This window comes from Planctobacterium sp. R6, assembly GCF_055755215.1.
Genome location: NZ_JBVTQY010000012.1, coordinates 63078 through 86500, shown reverse-complemented (window position 1 = coordinate 86500; position 23423 = coordinate 63078). Strand labels below are relative to the sequence as shown.

17 protein-coding genes and 1 riboswitch are annotated in these 23423 nt (G+C 48.0%); of the genes, 10 read left to right on the top strand and 7 right to left on the bottom strand.

Going from position 1 to position 23423, the window contains the following annotated elements; genetic code table 11:
- Window positions 1-122 precede the first annotated feature (122 nt).
- The 6 genes from ccoG (at window position 123) to AC0J20_RS10065 (ending at window position 8172) form a co-directional block, all read left to right on the top strand.
- On the top strand, window positions 123-1616 hold the full coding sequence (ccoG, locus tag AC0J20_RS10090) for a cytochrome c oxidase accessory protein CcoG (RefSeq protein WP_473021563.1): 1494 nt from the start codon (window positions 123-125) through the stop codon (window positions 1614-1616).
- Window positions 1617-1710: 94 nt separating this feature from the next.
- Complete coding sequence (locus tag AC0J20_RS10085) at window positions 1711-2682, top strand: serine/threonine protein kinase (RefSeq protein WP_473021562.1); 972 nt, start codon at window positions 1711-1713, stop codon at window positions 2680-2682.
- Window positions 2683-2738: 56 nt separating this feature from the next.
- Window positions 2739-2962, top strand: a riboswitch (cobalamin riboswitch).
- A gap of 72 nt (window positions 2963-3034) precedes the next feature.
- Window positions 3035-4888 (top strand): TonB-dependent receptor plug domain-containing protein, encoded by a 1854-nt coding sequence (locus tag AC0J20_RS10080; protein WP_473021561.1) that lies wholly within the window; start codon window positions 3035-3037, stop codon window positions 4886-4888.
- Window positions 4889-4982: 94 nt separating this feature from the next.
- Window positions 4983-5606: a thiol:disulfide interchange protein DsbA/DsbL gene (locus AC0J20_RS10075; protein WP_473021560.1), complete on the top strand. Its 624-nt coding sequence runs from the start codon at window positions 4983-4985 to the stop codon at window positions 5604-5606.
- Window positions 5607-5612: 6 nt separating this feature from the next.
- The gene (locus AC0J20_RS10070; protein WP_473021559.1) at window positions 5613-6776 is read left to right on the top strand and encodes a helix-turn-helix domain-containing protein; all 1164 of its coding nucleotides are present in this window, start codon (window positions 5613-5615) and stop codon (window positions 6774-6776) included.
- A 94-nt stretch (window positions 6777-6870) separates the two neighbouring features.
- Entirely contained in the window at window positions 6871-8172 is a 1302-nt protein-coding gene (locus AC0J20_RS10065) for a serine hydrolase domain-containing protein (protein WP_473021558.1), read from the top strand.
- Here AC0J20_RS10065 and AC0J20_RS10060 read toward each other — a convergent pair.
- The gene (locus tag AC0J20_RS10060; RefSeq protein ID WP_229531091.1) at window positions 8169-8927 is read right to left on the bottom strand and encodes a LytR/AlgR family response regulator transcription factor; all 759 of its coding nucleotides are present in this window, start codon (window positions 8925-8927) and stop codon (window positions 8169-8171) included. The two genes, AC0J20_RS10065 and AC0J20_RS10060, sit on opposite strands and share 4 nt — an antisense overlap.
- 1 nt (window position 8928) lies before the next feature.
- Complete coding sequence (locus tag AC0J20_RS10055) at window positions 8929-10017, bottom strand: sensor histidine kinase (RefSeq protein WP_229531090.1); 1089 nt, start codon at window positions 10015-10017, stop codon at window positions 8929-8931.
- 446 nt (window positions 10018-10463) lie between these two features.
- Between AC0J20_RS10055 and AC0J20_RS10050 the strand changes: the two genes are divergently transcribed.
- Together AC0J20_RS10050 and AC0J20_RS10045 are read left to right on the top strand one after the other, a co-directional pair.
- Window positions 10464-13328, top strand: a complete 2865-nt coding sequence (locus AC0J20_RS10050) for a TonB-dependent receptor domain-containing protein (RefSeq protein WP_473021557.1) — start codon at window positions 10464-10466, stop codon at window positions 13326-13328.
- A gap of 56 nt (window positions 13329-13384) precedes the next feature.
- Window positions 13385-13687, top strand: coding sequence for a hypothetical protein (locus tag AC0J20_RS10045; protein ID WP_229531088.1), 303 nt, complete (start codon window positions 13385-13387; stop codon window positions 13685-13687).
- Between the two features lie 52 nt (window positions 13688-13739).
- Here AC0J20_RS10045 and AC0J20_RS10040 read toward each other — a convergent pair whose 3' ends face one another.
- Window positions 13740-13895, bottom strand: a complete 156-nt coding sequence (locus tag AC0J20_RS10040; RefSeq protein WP_229531087.1) for a hypothetical protein — start codon at window positions 13893-13895, stop codon at window positions 13740-13742.
- A 206-nt stretch (window positions 13896-14101) separates the two neighbouring features.
- Here AC0J20_RS10040 and AC0J20_RS10035 point away from each other — a divergent pair, with 206 nt between their 5' ends.
- The gene (locus tag AC0J20_RS10035) at window positions 14102-14368 is read left to right on the top strand and encodes a DUF2798 domain-containing protein (RefSeq protein WP_229531086.1); all 267 of its coding nucleotides are present in this window, start codon (window positions 14102-14104) and stop codon (window positions 14366-14368) included.
- A gap of 113 nt (window positions 14369-14481) precedes the next feature.
- On the opposite strand, the gene AC0J20_RS10030 is transcribed toward AC0J20_RS10035, so the two are convergent.
- The 3 genes from AC0J20_RS10030 to AC0J20_RS10020 form a co-directional block, all read right to left on the bottom strand.
- The gene (locus tag AC0J20_RS10030; RefSeq protein ID WP_377307018.1) at window positions 14482-16890 is read right to left on the bottom strand and encodes a TonB-dependent receptor; all 2409 of its coding nucleotides are present in this window, start codon (window positions 16888-16890) and stop codon (window positions 14482-14484) included.
- 358 nt (window positions 16891-17248) lie between these two features.
- Window positions 17249-18988 carry a solute:sodium symporter family transporter gene (locus AC0J20_RS10025; RefSeq protein WP_473021556.1) on the bottom strand — a complete coding sequence of 580 codons (1740 nt, stop codon included), beginning with the start codon at window positions 18986-18988 and terminating at the stop codon, window positions 17249-17251.
- A gap of 83 nt (window positions 18989-19071) precedes the next feature.
- Complete coding sequence (locus AC0J20_RS10020) at window positions 19072-21147, bottom strand: glycoside hydrolase family 31 protein (protein ID WP_473021555.1); 2076 nt, start codon at window positions 21145-21147, stop codon at window positions 19072-19074.
- A gap of 491 nt (window positions 21148-21638) precedes the next feature.
- On the opposite strand from AC0J20_RS10020, the gene AC0J20_RS10015 reads away from it, so the two are divergent.
- A complete protein-coding gene (locus tag AC0J20_RS10015) occupies window positions 21639-22388 on the top strand; it encodes a GntR family transcriptional regulator (RefSeq protein ID WP_473021554.1) in 750 nt (249 codons plus the stop codon).
- Window positions 22389-22660: 272 nt separating this feature from the next.
- Here AC0J20_RS10015 and AC0J20_RS10010 read toward each other — a convergent pair whose 3' ends face one another.
- Window positions 22661-23347, bottom strand: a complete 687-nt coding sequence (locus AC0J20_RS10010) for a hypothetical protein (protein WP_473021553.1) — start codon at window positions 23345-23347, stop codon at window positions 22661-22663.
- Window positions 23348-23423: the final 76 nt, after the last annotated feature.

Sequence of the window (23423 nt, the reverse complement as noted above, 5' to 3'; positions counted from 1 at the left end):
ATACACCCCGTACATTAGATATAACGAATTAAACCCAAAATAATTCCATGGAAGCCGCCATGAACAATTGCCAAGCTGATATAATCAGCAAGAACACAAAAAACAACACCCTACAAAATGCTATGAGTGATAAGCCAGTTGATGGACAAACCGGGACTTCAAACCCCTCTGCTGCCGCGGTTAAGGTAACGCCGGATCAGCAAATCCCGGTAAAAAACATATCTCCCATCAAGATCCACAAACCGGATGCAGACAAACAGGATCACTATACGCCCCGCAGCCATGTTTACGTTCGTCAGGTAAAAGGTTCACTGGAAACTTTTCGGCGCTTTTTTGGGGGGTTCTTTATCCTGCTATTTGCCGGCCTGCCCTGGCTGCAGTTTGGCGGACACCAGGCCATTTTATTTGACTTAGAAGCACAACGCTTTCATATCTTTGGCATGACTCTGTGGCCACAGGACCTGACCTTACTGGCATGGATTTTTATCATTTCGGCCTTTGCATTGTTTGTGGTGACCACTTTTGCCGGGCGGGTCTGGTGCGGTTTTATGTGCCCACAAACCACCTGGACCTATATGTTTATCTGGTTTGAGCACAAAATCGAAGGGCCCAGAAATAAGCGTATCAAGCTGGACCAGCGAAACATGGATTTCGATAAGTTTTGGCGCAAGAGCTTAAAACACTTGTGTTGGTTTCTGGTGGCGTTAGTCACGTCGCTGACCTTTGTGGGCTACTTTGTGCCAATTGACCGCTTATTTGCCGAGTTTTTTACTTTGCAAAGTGGTTTCTGGGTGTCGTTCTGGGTGCTGTTTTTTACGTTTTGTACCTATGGTAACGCCGGCTGGATGCGGGAAATTATGTGTACCCACATTTGTCCTTATGCGCGTTTTCAGTCCGCCATGTTCGACGCCGACACCTTTACCGTGGCCTACGACGCCAAACGCGGTGAAAAGCGCGGCCCCAGAGGACGCAAAATGAGCCAGCAAAAGATCCAGGAAAAAGGCCTGGGTGACTGCATTGACTGCAACCTGTGTGTACAGGTTTGCCCTACCGGTATTGATATTCGCAATGGGCTGCAATACGAATGTATTAATTGTGGGGCTTGTGTAGACGCCTGTAACGGCGTGATGGATAAAATGGGTTATGCCAAAAACCTGATCAGCTTTACCAGCGAACATCGCCTGCAGGGCAAATTTACTAAAATATTGCGCCCCAAATTAGTGGGCTACGTGGTTGTGCTAAGTGTCATGGTGGGTTTGCTGGCCTTAGAGGTAGCCACCCGGGTACCTCTCGAAGTGGACATTATCCGCGACCGCAACGCACTTTACCGCGAGACCTTTGATGGTCTGGTTGAAAACGTCTATACCCTGAAAATTCTCAACAAATCTCAGCAGGCATTTACCTATCAGGTCTCGGTGACCGGCTTACCTGGCCACAAGTTTATCGGTGACACTGAGATCAGAGTCAGGGGCAGTGAAGTTTTTACCCTGCCGGTCAGCGTAGCGATTGATCCCTATGAATTAGACGAGCGCGTTACAGACATTCGCATACAGGTGCAGGCAGTGGAAGACCAATCCATTAAGGTTAGCCAGCCCAGTAAGTTTTTATATCGCTGAGGCAGTCACATCGAGAGGAAAGCTGCTGAGATCATAGACAGTTCCCCGTTTTCTTCTACAATGGCAGCTCACATTTAGATGACAGGGTAGCTTTTTGGCACAATTCAATTTCTCTGGTCTGACACCGGATCTGATTCTCAATGCAGTGGAAACCACCGGCGTATATCCGGTGTCGGGATTATTGCCGCTCAACAGCTACGAAAACCGGGTTTACCAATTCCTCGCGGAAGACAACCGTCGCTATGTGGTGAAGTTTTATCGCCCGCAGCGCTGGAGCGATTTACAAATTCAGGAAGAACATGATTTTACTCAGGAGCTGGTAGAACACGAGGTGCCCATTTGTGCGCCCCTGCGCTTTGACAACCAAAGCCTGTTGCAGTATCAGGATTTCCGCTTCGCGCTCTTTCCGTCTGTGGGTGGTCGTCAGTTTGAAGTAGACAACCTGGATCAACTTGAATGGATGGGCCGTTTTATCGGCCGAATCCACCAGGTTGCAGCGCGAACCCAATTTCAACACCGCCCGGCGTTAACCCTGCAGAGTCATTTGCTGGAACCGAGACAACAGTTAGCGGAAAGTACACTGGTGCCGGAATCTCTGAAAACCGCCTTTTTTACCATCCTGGATGTGTTGTATCAGAAAGTACAGGAATACTACCGCGATATGGCTTCGATCCGTTTGCACGGTGACTGTCACCCGGGCAACATCCTGTGGCGGGATGGTCCCACGTTTGTGGATATGGATGATTGTCGCAGCGGCCCGGCGATTCAGGATTTGTGGATGATGCTCTCGGGCGATCGCAATAATCAGCTGTTACAGTTAGATACGCTGGTGATGGCCTATGAGGAATTTTATGAATTCGATACCGCCCAACTGAAACTGATTGAGCCACTGCGCGCTATGCGATTGGTGCATTATATGGCCTGGCTGGATAAGCGCTGGCAGGACCCTGCGTTCCCGCAAGCCTTTCCCTGGTTCGGTAGCGATAAATATTGGGAACAACAGATACTGAGCCTGAAAGAGCAGGTGGCTGCACTGGAAGAGCCGGCACTAAAGCTCACCCCATAAAACCTCCCTGAGCCATATCGCAACTGCATAAAAACATTACATCTTGACCATTTTAGGTATAATGCCTGCCGTCAGGTGCTTACGGCGAAATATCCTCCTCAATGTAAGTTAAACGGGAAGTAGGTGTGATCCCTACGCTGCCCCCGCAACGGTTAGTAAACAGATAAGAGATCCCATTTCTTATCGGTCTTCATCACACGCCACTGTGTTAAACGGGAAGGCGATGAATGCTGCTTTTGGCTGTTTATAAGCCCGGATACCGGCCTGCTCAGGTTCCTGTTATGTCACCAGCACACCAGGCTAACAGGGTTAAGTTAACGCATTCGGGCGGAATGCCAAACGAGAACACACAATGAAAAAAACACATCTTAGTTTGTGCTGTGCAGCATTGCTCAGCAGCCACACAGCATTTGCAGAATCATCCTCAGAGACCAGCTTAGAACAAATCAGCGTTGTATCGGCAAGACTGGCACAAAATATCAATGAACTCAGCGCCAGTGTTGTCGTATTAGACGAGCAGGACATCAGCGCGCGTTACCAGCTATCAGTGGCAGATACCCTGCGAACGGTGTCTGGCGTTAATGTATCCAATTCAGGGGGCGCAGGTAAAACCACGGCGCTGCGTATCCGCGGCGAAGAAAGCTTCCGAACTCGCCTGTATGTTGATGGCGTAGAACTCACCGATCCCACGGCACCCCAGTTAACGCCGGTGTTGGATGACCTGTTGCTCAACAATATTTCGCGCATCGAAATTTTAAAAGGGCCTCAGGGATTGGTTTACGGTGCCGATGCGGGCGGTGTGGTCAGTATCACCACCAAACACACGGAACAGAATATTGCCGGTAGTTTTGCTGCAGAAGCAGCGGGCTATGGTACCCGTCAGTATGCCGCCACATTAACCCTGGCCAACGAAACCTCTGGTGTCTATCTGTCAGCTACAGATTTCAGCACTGACGGTATCAACGCGCAAGTATCGGACACCTCCGGCGAAGAAGATCCCTATGACAACACCACCTTGCATTTGCGTGCCAATCACCAGTTTAACGATGCTTTAGGCGTACAACTGGTGCTGCGCAACACCGAAGGTGAAACTCAATATGATGGCTGTTATGACAACACCACCTTTGCGCTGATCAACAACTGCATTACCGAATCAGAACAAACCAGCGTGCGACTGTCAGTTAACTACCAGGCTCAGAACGGCCACCACGAGCTGGGCTATGCGATTACCGAAGTAGAAAAAGACTATTTCAACAATGGTGAATTTGGCTTTGGCAACGACGGAGAAATTACCAGGCTGGATTACCATGGCTGGTTTGAATTTGGTGCAGACACCTTGTCATTCGGTGTGGATATCAAAGAAGAGCAGGATAATATTTCGGGGGAGTCTCGCGACAACCGCGGCTATTTCGCAGAGTGGATGAGCCAGCGAATAGACAACCTGAATATCAATCTGGGTGTGCGCTACGACGACAATGACACCTTTGGTAATTTTACCTCCTGGCGAGGCGGTCTGAATTACCTTATCCCCTTGCAAAACGCCCAGTCTCTGCGCCTGAAAGCCACCTGGGGTACCGGATTCAGAGCGCCGGGTTTGTATGAACAAGCTTATAATGATGGTCCTTTTGCCTTTGGAGATGCGGCCGGATTACAACTCACCGAAGAAACCAGCAAAGGTTATGATCTGGGTGTCATCCATCAGATCAGCAAACATACCTGGTGGAGTCTGACCTGGTTTAATCAGGAAATTGAAGACGAAATTCAGTTTGATGCGGTGAGTTTCCAGGGATATTTGCAAACCCAGGGCACAAGCGAATCCGAGGGTCTGGAATTAGAAGCGGAAACCCGCTTGTTTGAAAACGGAAAACTGTGGTTCAACTACACGCATATGGACACCGAAGATAGTGCCGGTAATCAGCGTTTACGCAGACCGGAACAGGTGGCGAATGCGGGCTATCAGCACACTTTTAACAATGGTGACACCCGTTGGTCATTATATGCCCATATGGAAAAAGACGCCGTTGATATCGGTAACACCCCGTTGAACAGCTACCTGGTATGGCATGCAAACTTAAACTGGGATCTGAATGCCAACTGGGCATTAGGCGCCTATATCAACAACCTGTTTGACCGCGATTATGCCGAAGTAACCGGTTACAATTCTTACGGTCGTTATGCCGGAGTTAAGCTAACATTAAGTTTCTAAAGTAAATAATCTACACTCTGAGTCCCTGACGGGTTCACTCCGGTGAATCCGTTGTGGTACTCTTTTACAGAATAAATAATCAGGTGTATTACTAATGAAAAAGTTTTTAGGATTGATGTTTGTAACCTGTCTGATGGCATTTAACCTTCAGGCACAGGAGTTATGGAAAGAGGGCACTCACTATAAAGTGATTGCAGAAGAAGCCTCTGAAGATAAAAACATCACCGAGTTCTTTTCCTTCTGGTGCCCTCACTGCTACAACTTTGAGCCTCTGGTAGCAGAGATGAAGGCGAAAAAAAGCAAAGATGTAAAATTTGAAAAAGTACACGTTAACTTCATGCCTTCTGCCGGACCCGATGTACAGGATGCAGCCACTAAAGCCATGATGGTAGGACGCACTCTGGGTAAAGAGCAGGAAGCCTTAATGGCCATTTTCGAACATATTCACAAAAGCCGTAAACTGATAGCCGGCACCGAAGATTTGCAAAAGATTTTTGCACAAATCGGTGTATCAGAAGAGGAGTTTAACAAGGCTTACAAGAGCTTTGCAGTAAACGGACAATTCAAGAAAAACAACAATACCGTGCAGGAGTTTCGCAGACATGTGAGCGGTGTGCCCAACTTTATTGTCAATGGCAAATACCAGGCGACCTTCGCCAGAGGTATGAGCGCTGATGATATCGTTGACCTGGTTGTCTGGTTAAGCACTCTCGATTAATCCCCGATGGAGAGCAAAGCAGCGGCTTTGCTCTCCACCTTTCAGCCCGCTGCTGAATATGAATTCACTAATCACTTTTACGGCGCCAGGACTATTGTGATCACATTTTCCGGCTGGCAACTGGCTGACATTATTCTCAGGGCCCTGGCGGTCGGACAACTTACAAGTTTAATCTTTGCCCAGCGACACGCCATCCGCAGTGCCGCCTGGATTGCCAAAACCAGCGTGATGTTGTGTGTGATTGCCTACCTTGCACTTACGGCCCCGGTGAGCAATCACCATTATGGTTGGTTGCGCCCGCCATTGTTGCTGATCACCGATCTAACCGCCTTCGCCTTACTCAATTACTACTGGTTTAGCGTTTACGGTAAATCCTTATGGCAGGCCTTACCGCTGGCGCTGCAGATCATTGCCCTGACATGGCTCATGGCTCTAGTGGTTCTTTTTTTTGGTTATGACGGTAATCACCTGCTGCACGATATCAATCACCTTGTGGGCTTTTTGCTACTCTGCGCCATTTTGCTGGATTGTATACGCGGTTACCAGGATGATCTGGTGGAGCGCCGCCGACTGTTCCGGCGCCTAATGATCGCCACTATCAGTGCTTATATGCTGGGATTAACGCTGCTGGAACTTACCGACAGCCATCTTCGGGACAATGTGATTTTTAGTCTCGGTAACGCCATCCTGGCCTGTTGCTTTATCAGTGTTTTAGTGTGGCGACAATTCCGCCGGGAAAGCGATAAAACCCATGTCACCACAGATAATAACCACCAGTCAGTTATCAATTTGACAGCTGATAGTCCCCCCTCAGAAGAAACATCGCCAACAGTTTTGTCCCCGGAGATTCAGCGTCTGGTAGATACTATGCAGGGCGGTTTTTATACTCAACACGATGTTTCTGTTGGCAAACTGGCTTCAGCTTTACAATTACCGGAACACCAATTGCGCGCTTTAATTAACAGGGAAATGGGGTTTGACAACTTTTCTCAGTTTGTGAACAGTTACCGCATTCCTGCAGTGTGCGCCAAACTTCGTGACCCTGCCCGTAAAAAAGACCCGATCCTCACCATTGCACTGGAAACCGGCTATAACTCTGTTGCGTCCTTCAATCGGTCCTTTAAACAACAACAGGGAATGACACCCTCGGAATTTCGTGCGCAATTTTAAAAAATGATCAGCATTTTTTATTTCTGATAAGACTGCCCATTTTCTGCCTTATACCCTGAATCACATTAACCATGTATTCAATTCAGGATTCACAATGCTCAAAAAAATATTCTCAGTTGTCGCCCTGCTGTTAGTAGCTGGGTTATATTTAGGCGAACCCGTTTATCAGTTTTATGCCCACAGAGGAAAAGTCCCGATGCCGTTTTGGGGCTATGTGGATATTCCCCAGGACATTCCCTCCCGCAACGAAGTACACCAGGCGGAATATCAACAGGCCGCCGAAAGTGCCTTAACGTTACTCAAGGCGCATCGCCAAAAAATCAATACACCGGGCATATCTGCTGCCGTCGCGATTGATGGTGAAGTTGTCTGGGCCGGTACCGCAGGTTGGGCAGATATTGCTGACAATCGCCCTCTTACTCCGGACAGTCAGTTTCGCATTGGCAGCACCTCGAAAGCGTTAACCGCCACCCTGTTTGCGCGTATGGTTCAGGATGAAAAACTGACACTGGATACGCCACTAAATCAGTTAACCCTGGGCAGTCGCAACCCCCACTGGCAAAACATCACGCCCAGGCAACTGGCCTCCCACACGGCAGGTTTGCCCCACTATAAAGAAAACACCGAAGCCGTTGGCCTGTATCGCAGCATTGCACTCAATAGTTCCTACCGCGATGTACTGGATGCAGTCGCATTGTTTGATGACAGTGACATGTTGTTTTCTCCCGGAGAAGATTTCAGTTACTCCAGTTATGGCACCGTCCTGCTCAGTGCCGTTTTGCAGGAAACCGGTGGTAAACCCTATCAAACCTTAATGCAGGAAACGGTTTTAAAACCGCTGACGATGGTCCATACCACACCGACAACGGTGAGTGTGCACGCCGAACAGGAAGCCGCCAATCTGGCTACCTTTTATTGGCGCGAGGATGAAAGTCTGCCCAGAGTTCGCCCATGGCGCGACGTCGATCTGAGCCATCGGCTGGCGGGTGGCGGTTTTATTTCCACGCCCTCAGACCTGGTCAAATTGGGCAGTGGATTTATCAACAACGATTTTATATCTGAACCGGTTCGCGCCGCTTTCTGGACACCTCAGACACTTAACAACGGCGACGTTAACGAACAGCACTACGCGATTGGCTGGCGGGTTCATGACAGCGATCTGGGCGAAGGCATTGGCAAAGTAAAAATTGCCAATCACGGCGGTGTATCCAGAGGCTCCCAAAGCTGGCTCATGGTGATCCCACAATACAGGATGGCCATTGCCGTGAACATTAACAGCAAAACAGAAACCTTCTGGGACTTCGGCAGGATCTCCTTTCCGCTGGCCCGCACATTTATCCTGTCCCGTACATCAAAGGATCAGAGTCTGAGCGCTCCCCTAAAAGCTGAAAATTAGGCTTCGACAAAGGACAAGACTTTGTGCTTATTGGCGCGGGACACCGTCAGCTCCAGGCCGTCCCGCAATTTAACTTTATAGTCACCGCGCTCATTGGGTAACAATTCACTGATATAGGAAATTCGCACAATTGAAGAGCGATGTACCCGGATAAACTCCCTGGGACTTAACTGGTTTTCGATGCCATTCATGGCTTCGCGGTGCAGAAATTGCTGACCGTTGTTCAGATGAATTTCTACGTAATTCCCGGCACCAAGAATGTAATTGACATCACAAACGTTTACCAATCGAATGCGTTTTAAGTCTTTGATAACAATACGACTTTTAAAACGTTGCTGACGTTCCTCTTGCATCGCATCAAATAGCTCCCCCAGTTCACTGTAGTTAATTCGCTGGGTATATTTCTGACACTGTAATTTGGCCCGCTCCAGGGCCTTTTCAAAACGGTTGTCATCAAAGGGTTTTAATAAGTAATCGATAGCGTTGAGTTCGAACGCGCTGATAGCATACTGATCGTAAGCCGTAACAAACACCACAACACACTGCTCACCGATTTCTTTTGCCACTTCAAGACCAGATTTACCCGGCATTTCTATGTCTAAAAACACCATATCTGGTTGTAGTTCTCTGAACAGGGTCAGTGCCTGTGCGCCGTTTCCGGCCACCGCAATGTCGGTGATTTCAGGCCTGTCCTGCAACAACACCTGTAAGTTTTGTTGAGATAGTTGTTCATCATCGACTATCAGTACTTTCATGCTATTCTCCCGTAGGCAGGCGCACCAGGGTTTCAAAGTAACCGTCACGGCATTGCCTTAACTGCAATAAAAACTCATCGCCATATATCCGGCTCAGACGCTTGCGGCTGTTTTCTATGCCGATACCAAACCCCTTATGCGGACTGTCAGGAATAAACTTGTTGCGCAATCGCACCAGTAATTCATCGCCCTGCTGCGTGATAGACAGTTGGATCAGATTTTCGTCAGACTCTAATTGTGAGCCGTGTTGCACTGCGTTTTCCACCAGTGGCTGTAACAACATAAAAGGCACATCGTACTGCAGGCACTCATCGGCTACTTCCAGCTCAACCTGCAATTTATTGACAAATCGCATCTGCTGAATGGTGAGATAACTTTTAATAAACTCCACTTCCTGAGACAAGGGTGTCATTTCGTTATTCTGATGTTCGAGCACTTTTCTCAGCATCTGGCTCAATTCGCTCAAAGCCAGCAATGCTTTGGCTTTGTCCTGCAGTCGGATCAGGCTGGCAATACTGTTCAGTGTATTAAACAAAAAGTGAGGATTAAGTTGCGCTTTCAGGGCGTCCAACTCAGTTTGTAATAGCAGGTGAGCCAGTTCGCGATTGCGCTTTTGTTCATCGGCGGCGCGAGCCTCATACTTGCGCGTATAGGCGATACACACAACAGAGACGTAAACTATAATGTCAAAATAAAAGGGGCCGGTGAGTAATATCGGTAACAGCTGTGCAATGCTTTCCCAATGCAAATTTCCAAAACGCATCAGGGTTGCCGTCAGCACCGACATCACCCAGTACATGGGCATCGTAGCGAAAAACAACAGGATGTTATCAACAACAGACAACCAACGCTTATTTTGCCGCTCCGGCATCATGGCTACACACGCCGCTACCACAGGCGCAAACCAGATAAAGTTGCCCCACCAGGGAATAAACTCCAGCCAGGTATGCAGGTAACTGGCTTCCTGTCCGGCATTCAGTTGTCTGGAGTAAGATAGCCAGGATGCGATACTGTTTACGCCCAACCATACCAGGGTATTGGTGAGAAAAAAGGCCCGTCCGGGGATGTGTGATAAAAATCGTCGGTACATCAAATCGGTGAAGTGTTAATCAAACAAGCATTATTACGTTACCCGCTACCTGACGCAAATATCCGCACTTTACCCCACCCGAAAATCCATACCATAGCGGCACCTTTCGCCCATTTTTTAAACCGAAAGTTTACTGTCAACCTGTCAATTCCTGCCTTTCAAAAGGCTTTTCCGCCAGCTTATACCGCGCTACCTCCCTTTCACACCACATCCCGTATTACTGCCATCTCAACACTGTATTGGGCTGCTGCAGATTATTCAAACCCACTGAAATACGCTTTCCTCCCAATCACCCCCTGATCCTGCCAGCCAGTGGATCACAGCTAGCGGGGGAAATGCCGGGGGCTTAATTTTGCTCACTGGATTCGTCCAAAAATAATCATAAAGACACGTGCCAATGCCCGCTGCAATGTATTGCAACTGGCATCGGTACCCAGGAGAAACACATGTTTAAGTACAATAAACTAACGACAGCACTGGCCGTTGCCCTTATGGGTGGTGCCTTTTGCTCCCCTACACTTGCTCAGGAATCACCTGACAGCGCGGACCAGGTGGAAAAAATCGCGGTGACCGGCTCCCGGATTCAACGCAGTAATCTGGTCAGCACCAGCCCGGTAACGGAAATATCTTCTGAGGATATTGCTATTTCCGGTGTCACGCGAATAGAAGACTTATTAAATGATATGCCGCAGATTTTTGCGGCCCAAACCTCGGCCATTGCCAATGGCGCCACCGGAACAGCCACAGTAGATTTGCGTAACCTGGGGTCCACCCGTACCTTAACCTTGCTAAACGGTCGTCGACTGCCAGCGGGCTCGCCGCAAGCCGGTGGTATCGGAGCAGATATTAATCAGATACCCGCCGCACTGGTAGAACGCGTAGAGATTCTTACCGGTGGTGCATCGGCCACTTATGGTTCTGACGCAATAGCTGGTGTGGTTAACTTTATTCTGAAAGAGGATTTTGAAGGCGTCAGTCTCGACTACCAATACAGTTTCAATCAGCACAACAATGATAATGACCGCCTGCAACAACTCAATGCCGATGCGAATTTTAATGCACCGAATGGCAGTGTCACGGATGGCAAAACCCACGACTTCAGCATTATTCTGGGTGCCAATACCGCTGATGGTAAAGGCAATGTTACCCTTTACGCCACCGTGCGTGACGTGGGTGCGGTCGTTCAGGGGGATCGGGATTACGCCCATTGTGCAATCAGTGGTGTACCCAATGGTTGTGTTGGTTCAGGTACTATCGCGGAAGGCCGCGTAACTGACTTTTCCAGCTATGATTTTATCGTTTCCGGTGATCAGTTCCTCAACCGCAATGGTGAAACATACAACTATGCGGAAGTAAGTTATTACCAGCGCCCGGATGAACGCAAAACATTTGGTGCATTTGGACACTATGAACTCAGCGAAAAGCTGGATATCTATGCCGAAGTGAACTTTATGGACGACCGCAGTGTTGCCGGTGTGGCACCCTCAGGCGCATTTTTTGTCACCAGTACCTTAAACTGTAACAACCCACTATTGTCCGAACAGCAATTTGACATGTTGTGTGCGCAACGCGGGTTTGATCAGGATGATGTGGTCAATGCGTTTGTCGGAAAGCGCAACGTCGAAGGCGGACAGCGCCTGGATGATTTGCGACACACGTCATTTCGCGGCGTCATCGGTGCTCGAGGCTATTTAGGTGATAACTGGAATTATGACATCTTTGCCAACTATGGTTCAGTGACGTTCAGTCAGTTGTATAAAAATGATCTGTCAATTACCAATCTGACCCGTGCCCTGAACGTCGTCACCGATCCCAACACCGGCGAACCTGTGTGCCAGTCGGTTCTTGATGGTACGGATCTTAACTGTGTGCCTTACAATATCTTCACCACAGGTGGCGTTACTGATGCGGCACTGGCGTATCTGAACCTGCCACTGGTATCAAAGGGCAATACCGTCACCAAACAGATCAGTGGTTATGTATCGGGCGACCTCACCAGCTATGGCGTAAAAATGCCGGGCAATACCAACGGAGTCAGTGTAGTGCTGGGTCTGGAACACCGGGAAGAATCACTGGAATTCGATCCCGATGCAGCTTTCCAGTCAGGGGACGGTGCTGGCCAGGGCGGTCCCACAGCGGCGGTGTTTGGCGAATATGACGTTGATGAACTGTTCACTGAACTGAGTGTGCCGCTTCTGGAAGATGTCGCTTTTGCTGACCAAATCACCCTGGACCTGGCCTATCGCTATTCAGATTATTCCACCGGACAAAGCACCAACACCTACAAATACGCTGCTGACTGGCAGGTAAACGAACAGGTTCGCTTCAGGGGCAGCTTCCAGCATGCTGTCAGAGCCGGTAATGTGCGCGATTTATTCCGTCCACAATCACTGGGTTTATACAACATGAACGAGGACCCCTGTGCCGGAGCAAGCCCCTTGTATACTTTTGAACAATGCGCCAATACCGGGGTAACCCAGGCACAATACGGCAATATCGCTGATAATCCGGCGGGCCAGTATAACTCCATAACCGGCGGTAATCCGGATCTGGAGCCGGAAGAATCCGATACGGTCTCTTTTGGTTTGATTTTAGCGCCGGAATTTTTGCCCGGATTCGATTTGGCACTGGATTACTTTAACATTGACGTGCAAGGTGCCATTGCCAATGTACCGGAGCGCTTTATTCTGGATCAATGTGCCTTCACCGGTGCCGATGAATTCTGTAGCCTTATCAATCGAGACCCAGGCCGAGGTACGTTGTGGATTGGCAACGACAATATTGTGGCCACCGATATCAACATCGGCTTCTTTGAAACCTCGGGAATTGATTTTGATGCCTCTTATCGCTTTGAACTGGACGATATGGGCGCCGTGAAGATCAACCTGGTGGGTACCTATTTGACAAAATGGGATCAAAAATCCACTCCGGACGCTCCGGTGGTTGAATGTAAAGGTTACTGGGATCGTTCAACCTGTGGTGCCCCTACCCCCGATCTGAGACACAACCTGAAAGTGACCTGGGAAACCCCATGGGATGCGGCAATTACTGCGACCTGGCGTCACTTTGGCGAAACTGACGAGCTGAACGATGGACCGACTACGTTGTCTGCACAAAACTACCTGGATATTGCCTCCACCTGGCAAGTAACAGACAGTACCGGGCTGCGTTTCGGCATCAACAATCTGCTGGACAAAGAGCCACCTATCGTACCTAACACGCCATCAGGTATCGGTAATGGCAATACCTTTCCTGGCCCGTTCGACGCCATGGGAAGATACATCTTTGCCGGTGTCAATGTGAGCTTCTAATGGGATCAGGCCACCTTCGGGTGGCTTTTTCAGTTTGCAATAAAAAGGAGAAATCGATGGTAAATCGCCGTTATTCAATCGTTGCCAGTCTGGTTTTTGTGCTGGTAAGCGGTTGCAGTTCCAACTCCACAGAACTGGCGCAAATCAACCAATGTCAGGAAAATAAACAACTTCCCGAGTGTCTCAGTGAAGAACAAAAGCAACGCCTGGGCTTCGAATGTAAAAATATCACCGTCACCGGGTCCAGACTGCCGGTAAAACAATGTACAACCGCCGCACAACGGGCTGCTGCCAATGCTGCGGCTAAAGATATGGTCAACAGAATGCAGGCCCAGGGCCAACCACAAAAGGGCAATTAGCCTTACTTAAGCTGTCAGCCTGGCTACCCAAATACACATGACAAGTCTGAGGTCAGGGTTCCGTCGTATAACGACGGGCGTCCTGTATACTGGGAAAGAGTTTCAACAACAACGAGTGTGCCTGCTTCGCCAGGCGCTCATCCTCTGATTTATCCAGCATCCATAACCAGGTGGTTATCATTGATTTCGAAATGTTGAAGCTATTCATCCTAAACGCCTGCTCAAAAGTTAACATTAACAAATCGCCTTTCGGTAATTATATTAGTCGCAGATTGGTGATTTGTGAAGCACATGGTGATATTTTTTCTTACCCCAAAAAAACACCAGAAGCAACAGAGCAGATTTCCAGACCGTATTGAATAACCCGTGTTAGCCCATACATTTGCATATCAATTAAATGTAAGGGACCTCCTTATGCCACAACTTAAAAAACCCCGTTATCGCCTGCCCGCGTCCTGGGCACCGCATTTAATGCCTTTTCTTTTGTCCATGTTGATGAGTGGTTTGGTAGCTTTGGTAGTCACGGTAAAGCTTTATGATGGTAGCCAGTCGTTGTTTTCTACCTGGCTAAATTCCTGGTTGTCCAGTTGGGTGATTGCCTATCCCTGTTTGTTGCTGGTGTTACCGCTGGTCAGGCGCATCGTTGCTTTAATTACCCACCCGGCCAAACCGGAAGCCTAGTTTTTTGAGCACAAAAAAGAGGCCTTTCGGCCTCCTGCAACACACAGAGTACTTATTGGAATTGGTATAAGAAGGCAGCGGGGGAACACAATAAACCCGCCGCCAATGGGAGTTTAGAAGTTCGCCCGGAACTGTACGCCGAAGTAACGATCGGCATCACGTGGTACCTGGTAGCGGAAGCCATCACCACTGTAGGTGGTAAAGAAACTTTCGTCTGTCAGATTTTTACCGATTAGGGTTACGCGATATTGGTCATCACGGAATGAGAAGCCAATGCTGGCATTCAGCAATGCGTAATCCGGTAACACCAGTGGCGAAGTTGAACGGTCAACACCCGCATCCAGGAAGTCTGCCACCTGATCATCGGTGTAAACATAGCTGGCATTGTAGATAACATTCATATTATCCAGCTCCTGGGTGTAATCCATTCCTACTGAGTATTTCAGGTCAGGTGAGAAAGGTACATCTGCACCGGCACGACCACCACAGTCAGGCTCGTTTAACGGGCAGTTGAATTTGTCAATTTCGGCATCTACGCTGGCAAAACCGGCATTAATGGTCAGGTTGTCCGTGGCTTGCCATAAGATGTCCGCCTCAAAACCTTCGGTAATCACCGAACCGGCGTTAGTTAAGCGGGTAATGGTGACACCACCGGTGTTGTCGAAGTTGTTCGCCTGGAATCCATCAATTTCAGTGCGGAAAATGGCGGCATTGAACAGGATGTCTCGACTGGCGTATTTATAGCCCAGCTCGTAAGCGTCTGAGGTCTCTTCACCGATAGGTCGGGTATCGTTGATGCCCATGTTGTAGAACACGTTAAAACCCGGACCTTTGTAACCCTGTGAATAGGTGAAATAGGTCATACCTGCATCTTCGAAGTCATACTGCGCACCCAACTTAATGGACACGTTAGTTTCACTGGTTTTGCCGCTGTAATCAGTGTTTAATTCCGCCTCGCGCACGCCCACGCCTTTGCGGCCGTACGGATCGTTGCTGACGCGATTGTGCTTAAAGCTGACTTCATCATCGGTGTAGCGTAACCCCATCAATAAACGAAAATCGTCTGATACGTGATACTTAGCATCACCGAACACCGCCCAGTTGTTAAACTCGGTTTCCATGTAAGCAGTGGCGCTTACGATGTCATTGGCATTACAGGTGATCCCTTCAGCTTCAATATAATCTGCCACTTGCTGATCAGTCGGATTATCAATGCCTTCTGCAGTACTCAGATGATAACGGATTGCGTTATTCAGGTGACTGTTTGGGTTTGGATTGCCATCGCCATCCAGATAGTTGTTGTTTTGACAACTGGCATCACGGGTAAAGCTACGCTCAGAACTCATATCCCAGAAATAAGCCCCCACCTGCCAGTCAAACTTACCTTGCGTGGTAGACGCAAGACGAATTTCCTGTGAAAACTGATCCCAGCTTTGTGGACCCACATCGTGCAACTGGAACGGTGGTGTATTGTCAAAGGTGACTATCTCATCGGAGTCACCGGCGATAGATGTAAAATCACCTTCACGCCACTCGGTATTATCCCAGGTGCGGTACGCAGTAATTGAGGTAAAAGAAAATCCGTCAAATTCAGTGTCTAACTGCACCGAGAATGAGGTCGTTTCGTCCACAGTGCGAGATTCAAAATCATGATCAATCAAGCGCTGATCCAGATCCAGGCCAGAGCCATTGGGGGCGGCTTCTGAATCCGGGTTTCTGCCACTAGGACGGGCTTCTATGTCTGCGCAACAGTCATCATCAGAGCGAACATTTTCGAAGATAAACAACATTTTGGTGCTGTCAGTCACATCGACATCTAACATGCCGCGAATACCTTCTTTGTCGTAACCGTTTACCGTTTCGTTGTTGTAAACGTTAAACAAATTGCCATCGAAAGCAGACTTGGTGAACACTAAACTACCAGCGGCAGTATCAGTGATCTCACCCTGAATCTTACCTTTGAGTTTATATTCATTATCCTGGAAAATGGTGGCTTCAATCATGCCTTCAGTGGCACCGGTAGGACGTTTGGTGGTGATGTTGACCACACCCGCAGAGGCATTTTTACCAAATAGGGTGCCCTGAGGACCACGCAATACTTCAATGCGTTCCAGATCATACAGATCAGTAAAAGCCTGACCGGAACGACCCAGTACCACACCGTCAACCACAGTTGAAACACTGGGCTCTGCCGCCACACTGAATGATATAGTGCCGATACCACGCACGGTGATAGCCGAGTTACGCGTAGTAGTCCCTTTTCTGAAACTCACCGAAGGCACCAGGTTTTGCAGTCCTTCAAAGTTTGAGGAAAAGGTAGAGTCAATTTGCTCGCTCCGCAATACAGAAACAGCAACCGGCACATCAGAAACGCGTTCAACACGTTTTTGCGCTGTTACCTCGATGGTCTCAAAACCACCTTTTTCTTCTGAATCTTCCTGAGCAAAGGCCACAGATTGTGTGCCCATAACAGCTAACGCTGACGCGACCGCAATCGCGATTTGTTTTCTATATGCCCGCATGTGTCTTCTCCGACATTGTTTTTTATTTTGGGTAAAAACCGGATTGTCCGGTGTAAACCTTTAAATCTGCCGTGTTATTAGTGGACCTGGGGTCAGATAACAAACCTGTGGTCCTTTGTTTTAGTACAGAGTGTTGTGTTTAGTTCGATGAGCAATAACAGGATTGCTCACTAACCTTCGTCTAATATCCGCCTGTTTATTTAATATCTTGTAAACAGCGAATTTCGATTCGTTACATTGCATTAACATACCCGTTAACAAGAGTTAATACAATAGATATCTTATATAAGACCTAAAAAAGTTGCAGATACCGCCTTTGGTCAGGTAGAAAGCGGGTATCCGGTGTTATTTTTCCAGGTTAGAGACTGTCTTCTCTGCCGATTCTAGCCAGGCTCTCCGCATAGGATTTATGCCAGTGGCGCAAAGCGTAGCTACTGAGCAGCACATTGCTGACAATAATTAAAAACACCACCAGCCAAAACATGTCGCTTAAACCACCCACAATTCCGATGGGTGAAAAGAAAACGTACAAAAGGATGATGCAGGACAATAACGTAATAGCAGAGGGAAACGCCCACTTCCAGGGCACCAGGCTGACGGTGTCTTTACGCTCGTAATGCCAGTCTTGCTGCAAGGGATACAAGCGCCCAACAACCGCCATAATCGCCACTTCAATAATGAACAGAATGGCATAGATGTGAATAAAGTTAATTTCCACTTCAAAGACAAACTTCAGCAAGCCATAGGCTATCACGTGGAATACGATGACGATCTTAGCACCCAGTGCCGGAACGTGGTTGGAGAATAAGCCCACCAGTACAATGGCGATCACCGGAATGTTATAAAAGCCGGTAAAGATACGAATAATTTGCCACAAGCCTTCCGGGGCAAACATCAACAAGGGAGCCACAATAAAGGAAAACAGCGCTATCACCACACTGGCAATTTTAGCCACCTTGATCAGCTCCTGATCCCCCACTTTGTCATCCTTCATGGGCGCGTATACGTCCAGCACAAACAGGGTGGCGGCACTGTTGAGCAGAGAGTTGAAAGAACTGAATACCGCACCCAGCAATACCGCCAGGAAAAAGCCGGAAAGGTATAGGGGTAACACGTCTTTGACTAATCGGGGATATGCCAGATCAATGCTCTGCAGTTGTTCGCCCTGATAGAGGTGAAACGCTATCACCCCGGGCAACATCATCATAAACGGCACCATCAGTTTAAAATAACCGGAGAACAATACGCCCTTTTGGCCTTCGGCCAGACTGGCGGCCCCCAATGTTCGCTGAATAACGTATTGGTTGGTACCCCAATAGAACAAATTGGCGAAGATCATGCCGGTAAATATAGTGCCAAAGGGCACGGGATCAGTTTCAGCACCCACCGCATTGAGCTTGTCGGTGTTCTCCGAAAATACGGTTTCCATGCCACTTAGCACGCTGCCATCTCCCAGAGCCGCAAACCCCAGGATGGGCACCAGAATACCGATAATTAACAGACCAACCCCATTGATAGTATCGGAGACGGCTACCGCTTTTAAACCACCAAAAATGGCATAAACCGCACCTACGGTGCCAACGGTCACTATGGTGATCACCAGTGCCAGTTCATAGCTGACATTGAGCAGTGCCGGCACATCAAACAACCTCAATACCGCTACAGAGCCGGCATAAAGCACAGACGGGATGGTGATCAAACCATAACCCACCATAAAGAGCACCACTGTCATGCGCCGCACCGTGTCGTCAAAGCGACCTTTGAGAAACTCGGGTAAGGTAGAAAATGCGCCTGCCAGGTACCTGGGCAGAAAGATCATGGCCATGATAATAGTGGCAAAGCCAGCGGTGACTTCCCAGGCCATGGCACTCATATTGTAACCATAAGCAGAACCATTCAGACCAATTAACTGTTCAGCAGAGAGGTTGGTCAGCAACATGGAACCGGCAATAAAGGTCCCGGTTAAGCCGCGACCCGCAAGAAAGTAACCATCTTTGGAATCTACAACCCCTTTGGTCTTTTGCCATGATATCCAGGCAACCAGTCCCATAAAAAAGACACAGGTTAATAACGTCGTTACGACTTCTTGTAGTTCCATAATGTGCTCACTCAGATTAACTCTTTTATAAGATAGCGTTTATTAGCGGTAACGCGAGCAGTTCGCCCCATTACCGCATTAGATCACCAGCTGACGCGCTCCAATTGAGCGATTGTTTGATTATTGAGATGCTCAACCGGTTTCATTAACTCCAACTGCGCCCCGGCTTTGACAAAGACCGCCATTTCCGACAGCGGCAATTGCAACTTCAGGACCTGAGCGCCACTGTAGCGCTGTTTGGTATCCAGCTTAATCCAGTCGCCTTTCGGCAAATACACAGTCACCTTGCCCTGAGTGCGGTAAACCGGCGCCACCAAAATATCGTCGCCGAACATAAACTGATCTTCGAAGGCCCAGGCTGCCGGATCATCGGGAAACGCTAACACCATAGCGCGCTGCACCGGCAACCCCGATTCACTGGCGACGGCCATGGTCTTTTGCAGATAAGGTAATATTTGATAACGCAACTTCAGGGCTGCATTGGCTGCGTCGCGGGCCTCGTCACCGTAACTCCAGGGTTCCCGTTGACCAATACCGTGTAATCGCATATGAGCAGAGAAAACACCGGCCTGACACCAACGCACGTATAACTCCGGATCGCGGGTATCTTTGAAGAATCCGCCAACATCGGTAGCATAAAAAGGTGCCCCGGAAAGTCCCCAGCTGATACCGCCGCGAATGTTTGCTGCCAGACCACCCCAGTCTGCCTGCGGATCACCGCCCCATTGCGCCGGATAACATTGCGATCCTGTCCAGGCAGAACGGCTGAATAAAAACGGGCCATTTTGACTGTACTTTTCGGCGGCTTCATACACACACCGGTTGTACAACAACGCATAGACATTGTGCAGCGCCAACCCTGTTTCGCCATTGTGGGCCACCATATGCGGATCTTCCACCTGCTCACCAAAGTCTGCTTTGATCATATCAACGCCCAAATCAAACAGCGGCTTGTGGGACTCCCGCCAAAATGCAAAGGCATCCGGATGAGTGAAATCGACAATACCGGACTCTGGCAGTGGAGTTAATACTTCACCAAAAGCACTCATATCCCACTGATAGCGGAATGCTTCGCCGGTTCGGGTATCTTTTAACAGCCAGCCCTTGTCCGCCATTTTCTGAAACAAGGGGTTTTTCACTGAGACCAACGGGTATTCCCAGATACAGATCTTATAATCCATGGCTTTTAACTGATCCAGCACCACCTTGGGATCCGGATAGCGAGTTGGGTCCCACTCAAACGCAAAGCGTGTGTCAGTGTCCTGCCAGGCACGACCATCCAGGGTGATCACATCACAGGGCATTTTCTGTTCCCGCACCGCTTTCGCCGTCGCCAATAATTCCTCAGCATCTTTATAATAAGCTTTGGAGAGAATTACCCCCATACTCCATTCCGGGGGCACCGGTGCTTTCCCGGTTAAGTTGGTGTATTGGTCCAGAATATCCGCACCAACATTGGTTTTATCAGAGGCAAATACAAAAATATCCAGGGTTTCGTCTTCGATCAGCACACTGTAAGCACGTTGCGACCAGGGCGCATAGCCAACACCGTGTGTTACCGGGGCCGGAGTATGGACAAATACGCCCCAGCCTTCCGGACTCCAGCAAAAGGGCGTATTTTTATAGGAAATCTCCGCATTCACGCCCAGCGCATCATGGTTAAAGGAACGCACCAGTTGGCCGCGTTTGTTCAACTTTCCCCATTTTTCACCTAAACCATAAACAGCTTCGTCGCTTTGCAAATCAAATGACATCAACCAACCGTCATCGACTTTGGCCAGGGGAGGTAGTCGCAGCGGTCTGACAAAATGACCATCGTTTGGGGTTTTCTGCACCAGTTCATCATGCCGTGAAAAACGAAACTGAAAAGGATTGTGCAAAATCTCTAACGTCTGTTGTGCAGTTTCAATCCTGGTTTGGGTATCGTCACCGGATACATTGCAAGATAGTACTTCTGGCAATTGCTTTAACATGCCATACTCATCTTTGCGGTTTTGTCCGGCCTGAATACGAAAGCCACTGGTGTACATAGAGATTGTCAACACGCCTTCTTCTAAAGGGATCGAAACCTGGTTGTTGTCCTGACAAACGGCTGAGCCATGACATTTGATTTGTGGGATATCATTCCACGCAGGCACTGGTATAGAAAAATCACTCATTGGGATCTCCAGGAAAAACGTTGAGATTAAGCTGTGCACTCCGGTAAAACAGCTGCTACATTTATCTTATGTCTTATATAAGTTACAAAACAGTTTACGAAATGCTCGGTCACAAGGCAATAACAAAGTGTTAACAAGCTGAACTAAAACAGCTTAGACCATGCCCCAGTAAACAAAATAAATGATGGCCTTGCAAACAACCGATTTTTCTATGATCTGTAACAAATCGCTGAATTTATTGCTGTTTATAATGTCCACATGGATAACAACTGGCAAAATAAAACTGTGATTTTAGTGGCAAATAATGGCGCTGAAAAAAATTGAAAATCCGCTTTTAACAGCAAAAATTCCGCTGCCAGCTTTGCACTTGTTAAGCAACTAACTTGATAGACAACTTTGATTCTTGCAGGTTAAACTGCGAGAATGCCACCGTAAGTTACGGAAAATGAAATCGTTTACAACGGCAACATATCTGGGAAAATAAAGATACAATGAAAGGTAGCAAATTCGACAATAAGATGAGTCCCAGCGGACTGGCGTTTCAACCGCTTTACAAACAAGTGGAAGAACATGTGACACAGCTTATTGTAGAACAGCGCTGGAAACCCGGCGAAATGTTGCCCAATGAATTTCAACTGGCCGAAGAGTTTGGTGTCAGCCAGGGTACGGTGCGCAAAGCGCTGAACACGCTCACCCAATCAAAGGTCTTAACTCGTCGTCAGGGTGTCGGGACTTTTGTCTCTGAACACACCGGAAACCAGGCGTTATATCGCTTTTTCCCATTGGTGGAAGACAACCAGGCACCACAATTGCCGGAAGCAGAAATCATTGCGTTTGAACTGCAAACCCCCACTAAAAATATCGCCGAACAGCTCAACCTGGGAGCGGATGACAAGGTGATTTTCCTGTCCCGCAAGCGCCTGATCAATCAGGTAGCCTGCCTGCTGGAAGATATTTATTTACCTGAGAAGTACTTTCCTGGCCTGCATGAAATGCCGGAATTGCCCCATACCCTGTATCACTTCTATCAATTAAACTTTAATCTCACCGTCCACAAAACGACAGATCGCATTAAAGCCATATCTGCAAACCAACGCGATGCGGAGAATCTTGAAGTTAAGGTCGGCGACCCGATTTTGATGTTTACCCGACTAACCCGCGCCCTCGACGGAAAGTTAATCGAATTTCGTATTAATCACTGTCGCTCCGACAACTATCACTATCTGGTGGACCTGGATTAATTGCAGTTGCACACTTTGCTGTTACTACTTCGAAAGGAAACTCCCCGTCACTCCTCACAGGCCCATAGCAAGAAAACAATGCTACAAGGGCCATATTTGTCCGGACTTCGAATACAACTTTGTGCGCTTTTGAAAGAAATTTAAGATGGGTGTGGTTGTAAATTAGCTAATATCGATACTCTGGACTTACTAGTCTATTAATTCGGCGTGGAACTGTATGCGGTCAATGGACCGATAAAGCTACATTGCACCCAATTAAAAATTTGTATTGCTTAATCAGCTTGTCTTTTCGAAAAAGGAACCCTCTCAGTTTTCGCTATAAATTCCTTTTTCCGCTCCAAAAATTGCTTGTATACGTCAAAATCAAAGCGAGAAACACTCTCAATAAGTTCCTGTCTTATAGTTACTTTTATCTCTACACTCGTATTTACGCTTTCATATTGAGTTGTGAAGTTTACAGTAAGGTTATCTTTTTCTCTATAACCTGATATATGTGGGAGTATAGATATTTCCTGATCCATTCCTTCTGACTCATTTGGCTCCCCCATAGAAACGACCTGTCCGACATAAACTTTCCGATTAGATAGAGAGATAAGGACTGATTTATCGTGGATATATGAATACAAAAGTTCGCTATCGAGTGGACTATCAGAAAGAACGTCTGACATTAGCTTTATCTTTGGGTCGACGCCTTCATTTTTCTGAAATTGATTCATTGCCCAATTTGTAACCCAAACGCGAATATAGGCGATCACATGCATTGTAACTGCAATTAAAAATAACCAAGTTAGTTCATTTGCACTCGAATCTTTAGAGATAATTTCTTTAGTTAGGTTTAGTGTGAGTGCGTAGATATCAAGTGGGAAACCACACAGGGCAGTAGGAACGAATGCGTTTAGTGTAGCTACGATTATAAGCGCATAAAATAGACATTGGACTCCGAGCCAAGCACTTTTCAAGTAGAGTTGCTGCCCCTCATAGCGGTGGAGTTTATAAAAATGGGGGACGCTGTGATAACAAATAAAAAACCCGCAC